The sequence below is a fragment of the Pantoea cypripedii genome, assembly GCF_002095535.1.
In the GTDB taxonomy this organism is placed as follows: domain Bacteria; phylum Pseudomonadota; class Gammaproteobacteria; order Enterobacterales; family Enterobacteriaceae; genus Pantoea; species Pantoea cypripedii.
This window is the reverse complement of record NZ_MLJI01000001.1, coordinates 2624176-2639694: the sequence shown is the minus strand read 5'-3', so window position 1 is coordinate 2639694 and position 15519 is coordinate 2624176. Positions and strand designations below refer to the sequence as shown.

At 58.8% G+C, this 15519-nt stretch carries 15 protein-coding genes; 13 read left to right on the top strand and 2 right to left on the bottom strand.

All coding sequences use genetic code 11. From position 1 onward, the window contains the following. Position 1 precedes the first annotated feature (1 nt). Together HA50_RS12200 and HA50_RS12195 are read left to right on the top strand one after the other, a co-directional pair. Positions 2-1975 (top strand): hydantoinase B/oxoprolinase family protein, encoded by a 1974-nt coding sequence (locus HA50_RS12200; RefSeq protein WP_084875770.1) that lies wholly within the window; start codon positions 2-4, stop codon positions 1973-1975. Positions 1976-2079: 104 nt separating this feature from the next. After that, a complete protein-coding gene (locus tag HA50_RS12195; RefSeq protein ID WP_084875768.1) occupies positions 2080-2922 on the top strand; it encodes an oxidoreductase in 843 nt (280 codons plus the stop codon). A 101-nt stretch (positions 2923-3023) separates the two neighbouring features. Here the strand turns inward: HA50_RS12195 and HA50_RS12190 are convergent, their stop codons facing one another. Together HA50_RS12190 and HA50_RS12185 are read right to left on the bottom strand one after the other, a co-directional pair. Next, entirely contained in the window at positions 3024-3464 is a 441-nt protein-coding gene (locus tag HA50_RS12190) for a transposase (RefSeq protein WP_084875766.1), read from the bottom strand. A 197-nt stretch (positions 3465-3661) separates the two neighbouring features. After that, positions 3662-5821: a putative bifunctional diguanylate cyclase/phosphodiesterase gene (locus HA50_RS12185; protein WP_084875764.1), complete on the bottom strand. Its 2160-nt coding sequence runs from the start codon at positions 5819-5821 to the stop codon at positions 3662-3664. Positions 5822-6133: 312 nt separating this feature from the next. On the opposite strand from HA50_RS12185, the gene phnF reads away from it, so the two are divergent. From phnF to phnD, 11 genes are all read left to right on the top strand, one after another. Beyond that, on the top strand, positions 6134-6847 hold the full coding sequence (gene phnF / locus HA50_RS12180) for a phosphonate metabolism transcriptional regulator PhnF (RefSeq protein ID WP_084878503.1): 714 nt from the start codon (positions 6134-6136) through the stop codon (positions 6845-6847). Further along, entirely contained in the window at positions 6847-7293 is a 447-nt protein-coding gene (phnG, locus tag HA50_RS12175; RefSeq protein WP_084875762.1) for a phosphonate C-P lyase system protein PhnG, read from the top strand. The genes phnF and phnG overlap by 1 nt, the downstream gene beginning before the upstream one ends. Continuing rightward, a complete protein-coding gene (phnH, locus tag HA50_RS12170) occupies positions 7293-7868 on the top strand; it encodes a phosphonate C-P lyase system protein PhnH (protein ID WP_084875760.1) in 576 nt (191 codons plus the stop codon). Before phnG ends, phnH begins: the two co-directional genes overlap by 1 nt. Continuing rightward, positions 7868-8944, top strand: coding sequence for a carbon-phosphorus lyase complex subunit (locus HA50_RS12165; protein WP_084875758.1), 1077 nt, complete (start codon positions 7868-7870; stop codon positions 8942-8944). The genes phnH and HA50_RS12165 overlap by 1 nt, the downstream gene beginning before the upstream one ends. After that, a complete protein-coding gene (locus tag HA50_RS12160) occupies positions 8937-9785 on the top strand; it encodes an alpha-D-ribose 1-methylphosphonate 5-phosphate C-P-lyase PhnJ (protein WP_084875755.1) in 849 nt (282 codons plus the stop codon). Before HA50_RS12165 ends, HA50_RS12160 begins: the two co-directional genes overlap by 8 nt. Then, positions 9775-10536 carry a phosphonate C-P lyase system protein PhnK gene (phnK, locus tag HA50_RS12155; protein ID WP_084875754.1) on the top strand — a complete coding sequence of 254 codons (762 nt, stop codon included), beginning with the start codon at positions 9775-9777 and terminating at the stop codon, positions 10534-10536. Before HA50_RS12160 ends, phnK begins: the two co-directional genes overlap by 11 nt. A gap of 14 nt (positions 10537-10550) precedes the next feature. Then, on the top strand, positions 10551-11255 hold the full coding sequence (phnL, locus tag HA50_RS12150; protein ID WP_244193574.1) for a phosphonate C-P lyase system protein PhnL: 705 nt from the start codon (positions 10551-10553) through the stop codon (positions 11253-11255). Then, positions 11252-12388, top strand: coding sequence for an alpha-D-ribose 1-methylphosphonate 5-triphosphate diphosphatase (phnM, locus tag HA50_RS12145; RefSeq protein ID WP_084875750.1), 1137 nt, complete (start codon positions 11252-11254; stop codon positions 12386-12388). Before phnL ends, phnM begins: the two co-directional genes overlap by 4 nt. Further along, positions 12388-12915, top strand: coding sequence for a ribose 1,5-bisphosphokinase (gene phnN / locus HA50_RS12140; protein ID WP_084875748.1), 528 nt, complete (start codon positions 12388-12390; stop codon positions 12913-12915). The genes phnM and phnN overlap by 1 nt, the downstream gene beginning before the upstream one ends. A gap of 786 nt (positions 12916-13701) precedes the next feature. Continuing rightward, positions 13702-14532 (top strand): phosphonate ABC transporter ATP-binding protein, encoded by an 831-nt coding sequence (gene phnC, locus HA50_RS12135; RefSeq protein ID WP_084875746.1) that lies wholly within the window; start codon positions 13702-13704, stop codon positions 14530-14532. Positions 14533-14558: 26 nt separating this feature from the next. Beyond that, positions 14559-15488: a phosphonate ABC transporter substrate-binding protein gene (gene phnD / locus HA50_RS12130; RefSeq protein ID WP_084875744.1), complete on the top strand. Its 930-nt coding sequence runs from the start codon at positions 14559-14561 to the stop codon at positions 15486-15488. The last annotated feature ends 31 nt before the right edge of the window (positions 15489-15519 follow it).

Sequence of the window (15519 nt, the reverse complement as noted above, 5' to 3'; positions counted from 1 at the left end):
GATGGCGATTGACGGACGTAACCTGCAAATTCTCGCCAACTACTGCGCGGCAGCAGCCGACGCAATGGCGTTTACCCTGATGCGCACCGCGCACTCCACCTTCGTCAAAGAGACGGAAGATTTCTCCTGCCAGATTGTCAGCCGGGACGGGCTGGCGTTTGCCTCACCGCGCAGCTTTGGTGCGCCCTGGTATAGCGGGATTGATTACGGTCCGGTGCTGGCCCTGATCGACCATTATGACGAGGGAGATATCTGCATCACCAACGATTCCTACGCAGGCAACGTGGCAACCCACTCGCCGGATATCCATATCTGGAAACCGGTGTTTCATCAGGGGGAAATTGTCTGCTTTGTGGTGGGGCATATTCACAACACTGATGTCGGCGGCGCGGTCCCGGCTTCGCTGTCGCGTTCCCTGACCGATATCGTGCAGGAAGGTATCCGCATTCCGCCGCTGAAAATCGTGCGGAACGGTGAGTTAAATGAAGAAGTGGCGCGCATTATGCGGCTCAACGTGCGCGTGCCGGATCAGAACTGGGGCGACTTCAAAGCCCAGCTGGCTTCGGTGAACGTCGGTGAACGTAAAATCCACGAGATTATCGCCCGTTTCGGGGTGGTGGATTTTCTGCAGGGCATCGACGGGATGCTGGAGTATGCCGAACGCCAGGCGCGCAGCATTATCGCCACCATTCCCGACGGTGAATATTTCTATGCTGACTTTGCCGACGAGGATGGCGAAGGGGGCTTCCCGTGCCGGGTGGCGATCACCCTGCGGGTGCAGGGGGAAACGCTGGAGCTGGATTACACCGGCAGCGATCCACAGCTGGCTTCTTCGCTGAATATGCCAACCGGTGGACGCGAACGTCACCCGCTGGCGCTGGTGGGCGTTACCTATGTGCTCTCCACTCTGGACCGGAACCTGTTGCTGAACGCGGGAACGCTGCGCCCGACGCGCGCCATTCTGCCGCCGGGAACGGTGATGAACTGCGAAGCCCCAGCAGCGGTGGGCATGCGTTCGCTGACCTGCGCTCTGTCGCAGATCGCCACCATCGGCGTATTTTCCCAGGCGATCCCCGATCGTCTGCCCGCCAATTCGCCGGGTGGCAACTCCATCATGAATATTCGCACCAGCGATGCGGCTAACCGCAGCGTGGTGGCCTCGCTCGGCCCGGTGGGTGGAGGAGCAGGCGGTACGCCACGTCACGATGGCCCGGATGGCTCCGGCGGTTTATCCGCCTTCCTGAAAAACACGCCGATTGAGATCAACGAAGCGGAAGTGCCGATCCATTTCCATCGCTATGGTCTGGTGCCTGACAGCGCCGGGGCCGGACGTTATCGCGGTGGCTTAGCCAGCGAGATGGTGTTTGAGGTTTTTGCCCCGGACACGCTGGTCACCGCCCGTAACCGTAATCGTTCGGTATTTGCCTCGGCGGGCGTGCTCGGCGGCGCACCGGGTGCTTTGTCACACTTCCGCACCCTGCGTGACGGTGACACCCTCGAACATGGCAACACCGATGTGATTCGTTGCCAGCCGGGGGATGTGGTCGAGGTGTGTGGTCCGGGAGCGGGGGGCTACGGCTTGGCAGTGGATCGTGATGTGCAGGCGGTGCTGCGGGATGTGCGCTGCGGCTTCGTCAGTCTGGCGGCGGCCCGTGAGCAATATGGTGTGGCGATCGTCAATGACCAGGTTGACGAGGTCATGACCGCTGAACTGCGTCACGCCATGCGCCAGCCTGCTGCCGGACACTTTGATCACGGTGCGGCGCGTGACGCGTTTGAAGCGGTATGGACACCGCAACGTTATCAACTGCTGACCGCCTTCCTGGCGGCGGCACCGGTCGGCTGGCGTCATTTTCTTAAGCATCAGGTGTTTAAGGCAGTGGCAGCGGATAGCCAGCCAGAGACGGGCATGGCGGCGCAGATGCACGCCATCTTCAGCCAGTTGCGCCAGCGTTATCCGGCGATGATGGTTTGATGACGCACAACACGCTAAAACCGTTGCGGCTTTCCTGCCAGGCTTAACCTCTTTGCCCGATGGCGTGTCCATCGGGCGTCTGATCTTTTCAGGAGAGTCTCAGCATGGCAACAGCAAAACATCCCGTATGGTTTATTTCCGGCTGCTCCACCGGCTTTGGTCGTGAACTGGCGCAGCAGGCGATTGCGCGTGGTTTCCATACCGTGGTGACGGCACGCGATCCGGGGAAAGTGCAGGATCTGGTTGAAGGGCACAGCAATGCGCTGGCGGTGGCGCTGGATGTCACGCAGCAGGCCAGCATTGATGCTGCCGTAGCCAAAGCGCTGGCAACGTTCGGCACCATTGATGTGCTGGTCAACAACGCCGGATACGGTTATCAGAGTTCGATAGAAGAGGGCGAGGATCAGGAAATTCGTGCCCAGTTTGATGCCAACGTGTTTGGTTTATTTGCGCTGACCCGCGCCATCCTGCCAGCGATGCGTCAGGCACGCAGCGGGCACATTATCAATATCACCTCAGTGGCCGGATTTATGGGGTTTGCCAGCTCGGGTTATTACTCCGCCAGCAAACACGCGGTGGAGGGCTGGTCCGATTCACTGGCGCTGGAAACCGCCCCGCTGGGTATTCACGTCACCTGCGTCGAACCCGGCCCGTTCCGTACCGACTGGGCAGGGCGTTCATTGCATCAGACGCCGAGCAAGCTGCCGGAGTATGCCGAAACCGCCGCTGCGCGTATGAAAGCGACCTCTGAATACAGCGGCACCCAGGCGGGCGATCCGGCACGCGCCGCCAGCGCGATGATTGCCATCACCGAAAACCCCAACCCACCGCGTCATCTGGTGATGGGGGCCTGGGGCTATGACGCGGTGACCAACAAACTGAAAGAACGGCTGGCGCAGGTCGAGGCATGGAAACAAACTTCGGTTGATACGGATTTTCCGCAATAATATTTAATATTTCGCGCGATAAATCGCGCCGCTACAAAAAATATACACGTTGCCGTAGCGGCGCGATTTATCGCGCAATGTTTTTGCGGTTTGTCACGGAATTATAAAAAATAACGATCCAACTCCCAGCGTAACGGGTTTTGCTCAATATATTGCCGCACAAAATACAATTCCCGCTCGTCACGAATGACTCGCTCATAGAAATTAAATTGCCAGATTTTTTGTCCGCAGCGCCGGGTTACCCCTGCTTTATATAACGCAATAATGCGTGACAGCGGACAGTGTTTGTTTTCTCCCAGCCACAGGATGCCATGCAGATGGTTCGGCATCAGAACGAATGCATCCAGCGTTAACCCGGGAATACGCGAGGGCAAAGCCTTCCATTCATGCCCGGCAATATCGCCCAGGCGGCTACTGATTAATCGGGTATTCATGATATGACCAAATAATGGCGTGCGTAAACGAGTGACCAGGGTAATAAAATAAGCACCCATTGTGCAGTAGTCATAATCTGGTAAGCGCAGGTTTTTTCGACGTGGCATGTTGACCTCCTTGTTGCCGGAGCATGCTGTCAGAAACAACGTGGCAGTCCATTGTTTGCTTGCCATTCTGCGTGGCAGATTCCAGTAAATATTGATAACTACCGCGCGATAAATCGCGCCGCTACAAAAAATATGCACGTTGCCGTAGCGGCGCGATTTATCGCGCAATGTTTTGTGATTTATCGCGCAATTAACCCTCACACCATCCTTTCAATTTCCTCGATCGGCACGGCCTGGCTGAACAGATAACCCTGCAATTGATTACAGCCGGCGTCGGCCAGCGCGCTCATCTGGCCTTCGGTTTCCACCCCTTCGGCGGTGACCATTAACCCCATGGCGTGGCCGAGGCGCACCACCGATTCAATAATCGCCGCCGAATTCTGCGCCACCCCTAATGACTGCGTAAAGGAGCGGTCGATCTTGATTTTGTCCACCGGGAAAGTGCTGAGGTAATTCAGGCTGGAATAGCCGGTGCCGAAATCATCCAGCGCGATGCGGAAACCGGCATTGCGTAACGCGATGATGTTGTTGCGTGCCTCATGCTCATCCTCGATCAACACCCCTTCGGTGATTTCCAGCTCCATGCGCTGCGGATCGGCCCCCTCGGACTGCACGATATCAATCATCCGCTCGACAAAGCCACTGGCGCGGAACTGTACTGGCGAAACGTTAACGGCGACGATCAACTGCGGCATGCGTAGCGAGGTTTTGCAGGCTTCGCGCAGCACCCACTCGCCGAGTGGGATAATCAGCCCGGTCTCTTCCGCGATAGCAATAAACTCGCCGGGAACCACCTCGCCACGGGTGGGATGCTGCCAGCGTAACAGCGCTTCCACCCCCACCACACGCTGGCCACTGATCTCCATTAAGGGTTGATACCACACCGCCAGACCGTCGTAATGCAACAACGCCTGGCGCAGATCGGCGGCGATTTGCTGGCGGGTGCGCAGCGATTCATCCATCGCCCGCTCAAACTGGCGATACTGACCGCGTCCGCCGTTTTTCGCTTCATACAACGCGATATCCGCTTTGCGCATCAATTCCTGGCGATCCAGCCCATCTTTTGGTGCCAGTGCCAGGCCGATACTGGCCCCAATCCAGGCTTCACTGCCGAACAAATGGTAAGGTTCACTCAGCGCGCCGATGATGCGTTTCGCCACTGTTTGCACCTGGCCGATATTTTCCACATCCGGCATCACGATAATGAATTCATCTCCACCGATGCGGCCAACGGTATCGCTGGCGCGCACCAGACCGGTCAGCCGATGCCCGACTTCGATAATCAAATCATCGCCCGCGTGGTGGCCGTAGGTATCATTGATGTTTTTAAAACGATCGAGATCGATCAGCAACAACGCCACGCGGTGGTCATAACGTGCCGCCATCGCCAGCGCCTGGCTGAGCCGGTCCTCCACCAGCGACCGGTTGGGCAGGCCGGTGAGCACATCATGAAACGCCAGATGCTGCGCCTGCGCTTCGCTGGCCCCCAGCCTGAGCAGGGATTGCGACAGATTCAGTGATGAGGTCCAGATACGCCGGACCATAAACAGGCACACCAGGGTAATCATCAGCACTGACAGCAGGGTGGACGGGCCGATGGTGCGCAACATCTGCGCGCCGGGGCGGTCTGGCTCCCAGCTGATATAGCCCACCGGGTCGCCTTGTTGCGAGTTCAGCAGATAATGCGCCCGGTCATTGGGCTGCGGTGTGCTGCCGCTGAAATGCAACTGCCGCAGCTGGCTGCGCGTCGCCAGCCGGTTCAGATAACCGTCGTCGAGATATTTCACGCTCACCAGCCGATAGTGTCCCGTCTGACTGGCATCACGGCTGATGTCACCCACCGCGATTGAGGCGGCGCGGTCGCCAATGCGCACAAAATCAGCGCGATCGGCGGGATGATCACCGACACGCAGCAGCGTGCTGTCGAGCATCGCCTGTACCTGTGGCCCCACCTGGCGATCCGGCACCTGCTGGCCATTACGCCACACCTCAACCCGCTGATTATCCTGCCCCAGTATCAATACCAGCTCATGGTCGAACATTTCATACAACCAGCTGCCGACGTTCTCATCCAGCCAGCTCTGATCCGGTTGCGATAAATCCAGCTGATTAGCCAGCGGTGTCCAGCGCGTCAGGCTGCGCAGCTGGCGCAAATGCTCCGCCAGGCTTTGTTCAAATGAGGCCTCGATCATGCGTTGCTGCTGTTCCTGCGCTTCGTTATTGGTCAGCCGGGTGCCCCAGAACAGGCCAGCACCGGCACCGGCAAAGGTCAGCACCAGAATCGCCACTAACGGCAGGATCACTTCACGCACAAAATTGCGCCGAAAACCGTCTGACAGTTTGATTGTATTAATCATTTTATAGGTCGCGTAACAAGGAGGAGTCATGTTCTAACTTAGCAGAAGTCAGGAAAGCTGCATTACGCAAGGGAAGCGTAAATGTGATGAAAATGACCGATATTTTTTTGAACAATGTCACAAAGGCAACAGTTAAAAATTTTTTATTAAATTCCCACCTGAATCACTCGCATCCTGCTGCCTTAAAGCAAATTCATCAGCACGTCACTGAGGCGTCACGGATTTGTCATTTGCCTGCGTCAAGGTAGTCGCCATCCCGCAGCACCTCTGGCTGCGATTCCACAACCTTACGCGAGCGAGGTATTGATGGTGATGGAGATATCCAGACATCCGACCACTGTATATCAGGCGGTCGCCGCCCAACTGGAGCAGGCGCTACAGGAACGCTATCGCTGCGGCGATTACTTGCCTTCCGAACAACAGCTGGCGGCACATTATGAAGTCAATCGCCACACGCTGCGCCGTGCGGTAGACGAGCTGGTTAACAAAGGGCTGCTACAACGGCGTCATGGCGTCGGCATCCTGGTGTTGATGCGTCCGTATGACTATCCACTGCACGCGCAGGCCCGCTTCAGTCAGAACCTGCTGGAGCAGGGTAGCCATCCCACCAGCGAGCGTCTGCTGGCGGTGCTGCGTCCTGCCAGCAGTGACGTCGCCAGCGCCCTTGGCATCAGAGAAGGGGATAACGTTATTCATTTGCGTACCCTGCGTCGCGTTAACGGCGTACCGGTCTGCGTCATCAACCATTACCTGTCTGAGCTGAGCTGGTGGCCAGCGCTGCAACAGTTTCACAGCGGTTCGCTGCACGACTATTTACAGCAGCACACCGGTCTGCAACTGACCCGCGCGCAGACCCGTATCAGCACCCGCCGTGCGCAGGCCAAAGAGTGCCAGCAGCTGGAGATTGCTTTGCAGTCGCCGGTGCTGTGCGTACGCACCCTGAATAAAAACAGCGACGGCCAGGTAGCGGAATACTCCGTCAGCCTGACGCGTGGCGACATGATTGAACTGACCCTGGAGCACTAATGAAACAACCTACGGCCCGTCAGCACTGGATGTCGGTGCTGGCTCACAGCGAAGCCAGCCAGCTTGACGCGCACTGGCACCCGCTCCGTCTCAACCCGAGCTTTGAGCGGGTGCGTCCGGCGGAAACCGGTTTGACCCGTTTGCAGGCGCGCATGGGGGGCAGTGGCAAGCGCTTTGTGATGGGCGATGCCACGGTGACGCGTGCAGTGGTGAAACTGCACGATGGCACCCTCGGGTTCAGCTATGTGCTGGGACGCGATAAAGCCCATGCCGAGCGTTGCGCCTTGATCGATGCCTTATTACAGCAGCCGGAAACCCAGGCGCTGATCGAAGAAAAAATAATTGCCCCGCTGGCGGCCCTGCGTGAAGAGCAGCGTCAGCTGCGCGCACGCGAAATCGCCAGCTCCAAAGTGGATTTCTTTACGCTGGTTCGCGGAGATAACTGATGACATTACTGGCAAGTTTTAACCATCCGGTGGCTGATGCGCAGCGCGCTTTCCGTCGCATTCTGAAAGCGATGAGTGAGCCGGGCGTGATGGTGGCATTGCCGCTGGCGCAGGGCTGGGGCGATCTGTCACCGGCGGCCACTGCGGTGCTGCTGACGCTGGTCGATCAGGAAAGTGCCCTGTGGCTGGATGAGAAGATTGATAACGAGATCCTGCGCAGCAACCTGCGTTTCCATACCGGTGTACCGATTGTCAGCGAGCGCGATGCTCCCTTTGCCCTGACCCATGCCAGCGCCAACCCTGATCCGGCGCATTTCGCAGCCGGTGACAACCTGTCACCGGAAAAAAGCACCACGCTGATTATTGAAGTGCCGTCGCTCAATGGTGGTCTGACGCTGCGTCTGTCCGGGCCGGGCCTGCGTGAACCGCGTGCCATCGCCCCCCAGCTGCCTGCGGCGATTCTTCATTATCTGCGTGAACGCCCGCATCCGTTCCCGCAGGGCGTCGATCTGATTTTCACCTGTGGCGAAGCGATGATGGCGTTGCCGCGTACCACTGACGTGGAGGTGTGCTGATGTACGTGGCGGTGAAAGGGGGCGAAAAGGCGATAGCCAGCGCCCATCAATTACAGGCCGATTTACGTCGTGGCGATCGTGCGCTGGCGGAACTGCAATGTGACCAGTTGGCTGAACAGCTGGGGCTGGCAGTGGACCGCGTGATGACCGAAGGCGGCATCTATGATCCACAGCTGGCGGCGCTGGCCATCAAGCAGGCGAGTGGCGATTTGGTGGAAGCGATTTTCCTGCTGCGCGCCTATCGCACCACGTTGCCACGCCTGGCGGACAGCCTGGCGTTAGACACCGATGCGATGCGTATCGAGCGTCGTATTTCGGCAGTGTACAAAGATCTGCCCGGCGGCCAGGTACTTGGCCCGACCTATGATTACAGCCACCGCCTGCTGGATTTCACCCTGCTGGCGAACGGTGAAACTCCGTCAGCCGCGCGTGACGACCAGGCGCTGCCGCAGCATTGTCCGCATATGTTCAGCATGATGACCGCCGAAGGGCTGGCCACGCGTGAGGAAGATGATGGCAGCGAGCCGTGTGACATCACCCGTGAACCGCCATCATTTCCGGCCTCGCGCGCCGCGCGTCTGCAACAGCTGGTGCGCGGTGATGAAGGTTTTCTGCTGGCGCTGGGCTATTCGACCCAGCGTGGTTATGGCCGCAACCATCCGTTCGCCGGTGAGATCCGCACTGGCTATCTCAGCGTCGCCATCTGCCCGGAAGAACTGGGTTTCGAGATTGAGATTGGCGAAATCCTGCTGACCGAATGTGAGATGGTCAACGGCTTCGCCTCTCAGGACGATAACCCACCGCAATTTACCCGTGGTTACGGCCTGGTATTTGGCCGTACCGAGCGTAAAGCGATGGCGATGGCGCTGGTGGATCGCGCGCTGCAAACCCGCGAGTACCAGGAACGCATCACCAGCCCGGCGCAGGACGAAGAGTTTGTGCTGGCCCACGCCGACAACGTTGAAGCCGCGGGCTTTGTCTCGCACCTGAAGTTGCCGCACTACGTCGATTTCCAGGCGGAGCTGGAGCTGCTCAAGCGGCTGCGCCAACAGCAGCAGGAGCAGAATGATGAGTGAACTGAGCGGTTATAACAGCGGCTATCTGGATGAGCAAACCAAACGCACCATCCGCCGCGCCATCCTCAAAGCGGTTGCCATTCCCGGTTATCAGGTGCCGTTTGCCGGACGCGAAATGCCGATGCCCTATGGCTGGGGCACTGGCGGGATTCAGATCACCGCCAGCATCATTGGCGATCAGGACGTGCTGAAGGTGATTGACCAGGGCGCAGACGATACCACCAACGCGGTGTCGATCCGTCGCTTCTTCCAGCGTGTCAGCGGTGCGGCCACCACGGAACGCACCGTGGATGCCACGCTGATCCAGACACGCCACCGCATCCCGGAAACGCCGCTGGAGGAAGATCAGGTGCTGATTTTTCAGGTGCCGATTCCGGAACCGCTGCGTTTTATCGAACCGCGTGAGACCGAAACCCGCACCATGCACGCGCTGGAAGAGTACGGCATCATGCAGGTGAAACTGTATGAAGATATCGCCCGCTACGGCCATATCGCCACCACTTACGCCTACCCGGTGAAGGTCAACGATCGCTATGTGATGGACCCCTCACCGATCCCCAAATTCGACAACCCGAAGATGCATATGATGCCCGCGCTGCAATTGTTTGGTGCCGGGCGTGAGAAACGCATCTATGCGCTGCCGCCGTATACCAAAGTGGAAAGCCTCGACTTCGACGATCACCCGTTCAGCGTACAACAGTGGGATCAACCCTGTGCGCTGTGCGGTTCACGTCACAGCTATCTCGATGAAGTGGTGATGGATGACGCCGGTACGCGCATGTTTGTCTGCTCCGATACCGATTTTTGCCACCAGCAGCAGGAACAACAGCATGCACAGTGAACAGCCGCTGCTTGCGGTCAATAACCTCACTCACCTTTACGCGCCTGGCAAAGGCTTTGAGGAGGTCAGTTTTGAACTTTATCCCGGCGAAGTGCTGGGGATTGTCGGCGAATCCGGTTCCGGCAAAACCACGCTGCTGCGCAGCCTGTCGGCACGCTTAGCGCCACAGCAGGGCAACATTATTTATCGCAATCAGGACCTGTACCAGCTGAGCGAGAGCGACCGGCGTCGCCTGCTGCGCACCGAGTGGGGCGTGGTCCATCAGCATCCGCTTGACGGCCTGCGTCCGCAGGTGACGGCAGGCGGCAATATCGGCGAGCGTTTAATGGCGGTTGGACAGCGCCATTACGGCAATATCCGCGCGGAGGCAATGCGCTGGTTGCAGGATGTGGAGATCCCGGCGGGTCGTATCGACGACCTGCCAACCACCTTCTCTGGCGGGATGCAGCAGCGTTTGCAGATTGCGCGCAACCTCGTCACCCAACCGTCGCTGGTGTTTATGGATGAACCTACCGGTGGGCTGGATGTATCCGTGCAGGCACGTCTGCTGGATTTGCTGCGCACCCTGGTACGCGAACTTAATCTGGCGGTGGTGATTGTCACCCACGATCTCGGCGTGGCACGCCTGCTGGCGCATCGTCTGCTGGTGATGAAACAGGGCAGGGTAGTGGAAAGCGGCCTCACCGATCGGGTGCTGGACGATCCGCATCACCCTTATACACAACTGCTGGTCTCTTCGGTGCTCAACTAATGGCGGAGTTAACCATGAATACGCAATTGCGCGTGGAGAAGCTGTGTAAGACCTTTGTGCTGCACAACCAGAGCGGCGTGGCGCTGCCGGTGTTGCAGGACGCCAGTCTGGAAGTCAACGCGGGCGAATGTGTGGTGCTGCATGGCCGCTCCGGTAGCGGCAAATCAACGCTGCTGCGCGCGCTGTACGGCAACTATCAGGCCAACAGCGGCCATATCTGGCTGCAACATGACGGGGAATGGATCGATATGGCGCAGGCACCGGCGCGTCAGATCCTCGCCATTCGCCGCAATACCATTGGCTGGGTCAGTCAGTTTCTGCGCGTCATCCCGCGTGTGCCGACGCTGGAGATCGTGATGCAGCCGCTGCTGGAGCGTGGCGTGGAACGCGCCTTCTGTGAGAAACGCGCCAAAGAGCTGCTGACGCGCCTGAATGTGCCGCAACGCCTGTGGTCGCTGGCACCGTCAACTTTCTCCGGCGGTGAGCAGCAGCGCGTCAATATCGCGCGCGGCTTTATCGCTGACTATCCGGTGCTGCTGCTGGATGAACCGACCGCCTCCCTCGATAACGCCAATAGCGCGGCGGTGGTGGAACTGATTGAGCAGGCGCGCGCCCGGGGTGCGGCCATCGTAGGTATTTTTCATGACGAAGCGGTGCGCAGTCGCGTGGCCGATCGCCTGCACGTCATGCAGCCGGTACAAACAGGAGCAGAAGCATGATCGTCAATAACGTCCGACTGGTGCTGGAAAATGAAGTGGTGGCCGGATCGCTGGAGATCCGCGAAGGGCGTATTGCCAGCTTTAGCGACAGCAACAGCCAGCAGCCTGGCGCGCTGGATGGCGAACAGGCGTATCTGCTGCCAGGGCTGGTGGAGTTGCATACTGACAACCTGGATAAATTCTTCACCCCGCGTCCGAAAGTGGACTGGCCTGCCCATTCCGCCATGAGCAGCCATGATGCGCTGATGGTCGCCAGCGGCATTACCACGGTGCTGGATGCGATTGGCGTGGGCGACGTGCGTGACGGCGGTCATCGCCTCGATAACCTCAACAAGATGATCGACGCCATCCGCGACAGCAATCGCAAAGGGCTGAACCGCGTCGATCACCAGCTGCATCTGCGCTGTGAACTGCCTTATCACACCACGCTGACGCTGTTTGAAGCGCTGGTAAGCACGCCGGAACTGTCGCTGGTGTCGCTGATGGATCACTCGCCAGGCCAGCGTCAGTACGCCTCGCTGGAGAAGTACCGCGATTATTATCAGGGCAAATATCAGCTCAATGACGCGCAGATGGACGAGTTTGAACGCGAACAGCTGGCGCTGGCGGCCGAATGGTCACAGCCGAACCGCAACGCCATTGCGGCGATGTGCCGGGCGCGCGGCATTCCGATTGCCAGCCATGATGATGCCACCGCGGCGCACGTTGCCGAATCTCATGACGTCGGCAGTGCGATTGCTGAATTCCCCACCACGCTGGAAGCGGCAGCCGCCTCGCGTGCCTGCGGTATGCAGGTGCTGATGGGCGCGCCCAATATCGTGCGCGGCGGTTCGCACTCCGGCAACGTGGCAGCCTGGGAACTGGCGAGTGCCGGTCTGCTGGATATCCTCTCCTCGGATTACTACCCGGCCAGCCTGCTGGATGCGGTATTCCGCTTAACGGCGGATGAACGCAACACGCTGGAACTGCCGCAAGCGGTGGCGCTGGTGACACGTAATCCGGCGCGGGCCATCGGCTTGCAGGATCGTGGCATCATCGCTGAAGGACTGCGTGCTGACCTGGTACTGGCGCACACCGATCATGGTCATCCGCATATTCGTCATGTGTGGTCGCAGGGCAGGCTGGTGTTCTGATGGCGCGCCTGATTTGGCTGACCGGGCCATCCGGCTCGGGGAAAGACAGCCTGCTCAACGCGCTGCGTGAAGCACCGCCAGAGCGTCTGGTGATCGCCCATCGCTACATTACCCGTCCGGCAGATGCCGGGGGGGAAAACCATGTGGCGCTGAGCGAAGCCGAGTTTCGGCGGCGTGAGGCGCTCGGGTTATTTGCTCTCAGCTGGCAGGCGCACGGTCTCAGCTATGGTCTGGGTGAGGAAATCGACCACTGGCTGGCACGCGGTCTTAACGTGCTGGTCAATGGTTCGCGTCTGCATCTGCCGGTGGCGCAGCAACGCTACGGCAGCCAGCTGCTGCCGCTGGTGTTGCAGGTGTCACCCGAGGTGCTGGCGGCGCGTCTGCGGCAGCGGGGGCGCGAAAGCGAGGCGGAGATCGCCCGCCGTCTGGCCCGCGCCGCTGAGCCGCTCCCGGCCCACAGCTTGCCGCTCAATAACGATGGTGCGCTGGCGGATACGCTCGCTCAGTTACGGCAATTGCTGGCGTAATGGCGCGATTTATCGCGTGGAGACATTCGCCACGAGCAGGTTTCGTTCGCTTCTGGCTAAGGCAGTTTCAGTTCGCCGGTGCGGCGACCGAGCAAAGGGCGCCCTGGGCCGCGCCCTTTGCATTCCCCGGCCCTGCGCCGCCTTCCTCGCCGCTTCGCGATTCCTTCGCTTACTCACGCTTCCGACGGACCGGCGTCGATTCGCTCCTGCTCAACGCCGCCTTTCGCCGCATCCTTGCGGCTCATCCTGGAATCGTTCCCGCGCTCAGCGAGTCCGGATGGCGCTCACACCCCCGCTGCAACAGCCATGCCGGTCTGTGTTTTTTCCTTTGTTGTTTGTTTTGTCTTTTTTCTTTTTTCTGCGGGTTTTCAGGCGGGGGTGTGGGCGGCATTCGCAGCGCCGAGTGCAGAGTGAAGGCCAGGACGAGACGCATGGATGCGGCGAGAGCGCGGCATGAGCCAGGACGGCGAATCCGCGCGGTCCGTCAGGCCTGAGTGATAAGCGAGGGGACAGCGCGTAGCGCTGCGCGAGGACGCCGCAGGGCGCGGATTGCAAAGGTCCGCGCCCTCGGACCTTTGCCCGTCCGCCTGCACAGGCGGCCCTGAAACTCCCTAAAGCCTGGCGGGCGGAACCTTCTCAGAGCACAACCGCTGCCGCCTGGCGCACGGCCCCCTGCGGAGCACAACCGCCGCTGTTACGGTTTGATCATTTTGCTGTCATCAAGTCTTCATCCCCTTTGGCCGTAATAAGCGGGCAATTCACACCTCAGATGAAACGGAGCGGAATATGGCACAGGCATTACTGAAAACCGTGGTCGACAATCCTTATGTTCCGCACCTGCAGCAGGGCAACAAGGTGTTGTCGGTGCAGGGACTGTGCAAAGCGTACGGCGAAAACCGCGTACTGGATAATGTCAGTTTCGATCTGCATGCGGGGGAACTGGTGGCGGTGATTGGTCGCTCCGGCGCAGGCAAATCGACATTGTTACATATGCTGAATGGCACCATTTCAGCCAGTGAGGGTGCCATCCTCACCCAGCGTAGCGGCGAAGCGGAACGCAATGTGGTGACGCTGAACAGCCGCCAGATGCGTGAGTGGCGCAGCGAGTGCGGCATGATTTTTCAGGACTTTTGCCTGGTGCCACGCCTCGATGTGTTGACTAACGTGCTGCTGGGGCGTCTCAGCCAGACCTCGACACTGAAATCCTTCTTCAAAGTCTTTTCCGAAGCTGACCGCGCTCAGGCAATCGAGCTGTTGCAGTGGATGAACATGCTGCCGCAGGCGCTGCAACGCGCCGAAAACCTGTCTGGTGGTCAGATGCAGCGCGTGGCGATTTGTCGTGCGTTGATGCAGAACCCGAAGATCCTGCTGGCGGATGAGCCGGTAGCCTCTCTCGACCCGAAAAACACCAAACGCATCATGGACGTGCTGCGCCAGGTCAGCGAGCAGGGCATCAGCGTGATGGTCAACCTGCACTCGATTGAACTGGTGAAAAACTACTGCACCCGCGTCATCGGTATTCAGCGCGGCAAGGTGCTGTTTGACGGACATCCTTCTGAGTTGACCGACGGCCTGCTGCACGAGCTGTACGGCGACGAAATTAACCAGCTCCACTAACTCCCACGGCAAGAGAATAACCACCAATGAAACTGACCTCTTTAGCTTTACTGACTGGCGCTTTGATGGCTTTTGGCGTTAACGCAGCGGATGCCCCTAAGCAACTTAACCTCGGGATTCTGGGTGGCCAGAACGCCACGCAGCAGATTGGCGACAACCAGTGTGTGAAAACCTTCTTCGACAAAGAGCTGAATGTTGACACCCAACTGCGTAACTCTTCTGACTACTCAGGCGTGATTCAGGGCCTGCTGGGTAACAAAATTGACCTGGTACTGAGTATGTCACCGGCATCCTATGCCTCGGTCTACCTGCAAAACCCGAAAGCGGTTGATATCGTTGGTATCGTGGTGGATGACAAAGACGGTTCACAAGGTTACCACTCGGTAGTGATCGTTAAAGCGGACAGCCCGTACAAAAAGCTGGAAGACCTGAAAGGTAAATCCTTCGGCATGGCCGACCCGGATTCGACTTCTGGCTTCCTGATGCCGAACCAGGCATTCAAGAAAGAGTTTGGCGGCACGGTGGATGATAAGTACAAAGGCACCTTCTCTAACGTGACCTTCTCCGGCGGCCACGAGCAAGACATCCTCGGCGTGCTGAATGGTCAGTTTGACGGCGCGGTAACCTGGACTTCACTGGTGGGTGATTACAACACCGGTTACACCTCAGGTGCGTTTGGTCGTCTGATTCGTATGGACCACCCGGACCTGATGAAACAGATTCGCATCATCTGGAAATCACCGTTGATCCCGAACGGCCCAATCCTGGTGAGCAACAATCTGCCCGCCGACTTTAAAGAAAAAGTGGTGGCAACCATCAAGAAACTGGATAAAGAAGATCACAGCTGCTTTGTTAAAGCAGTGGGCGGTGAGCAGCATATCGGCCCGGCAACTGTCGCTGACTATCAGAACATCATTGATATGAAGCGTGACCTGATGAAGGGCAGCCGCGGGTAAGGTTACAGGGGGCGATAAATCGCCCCCATCT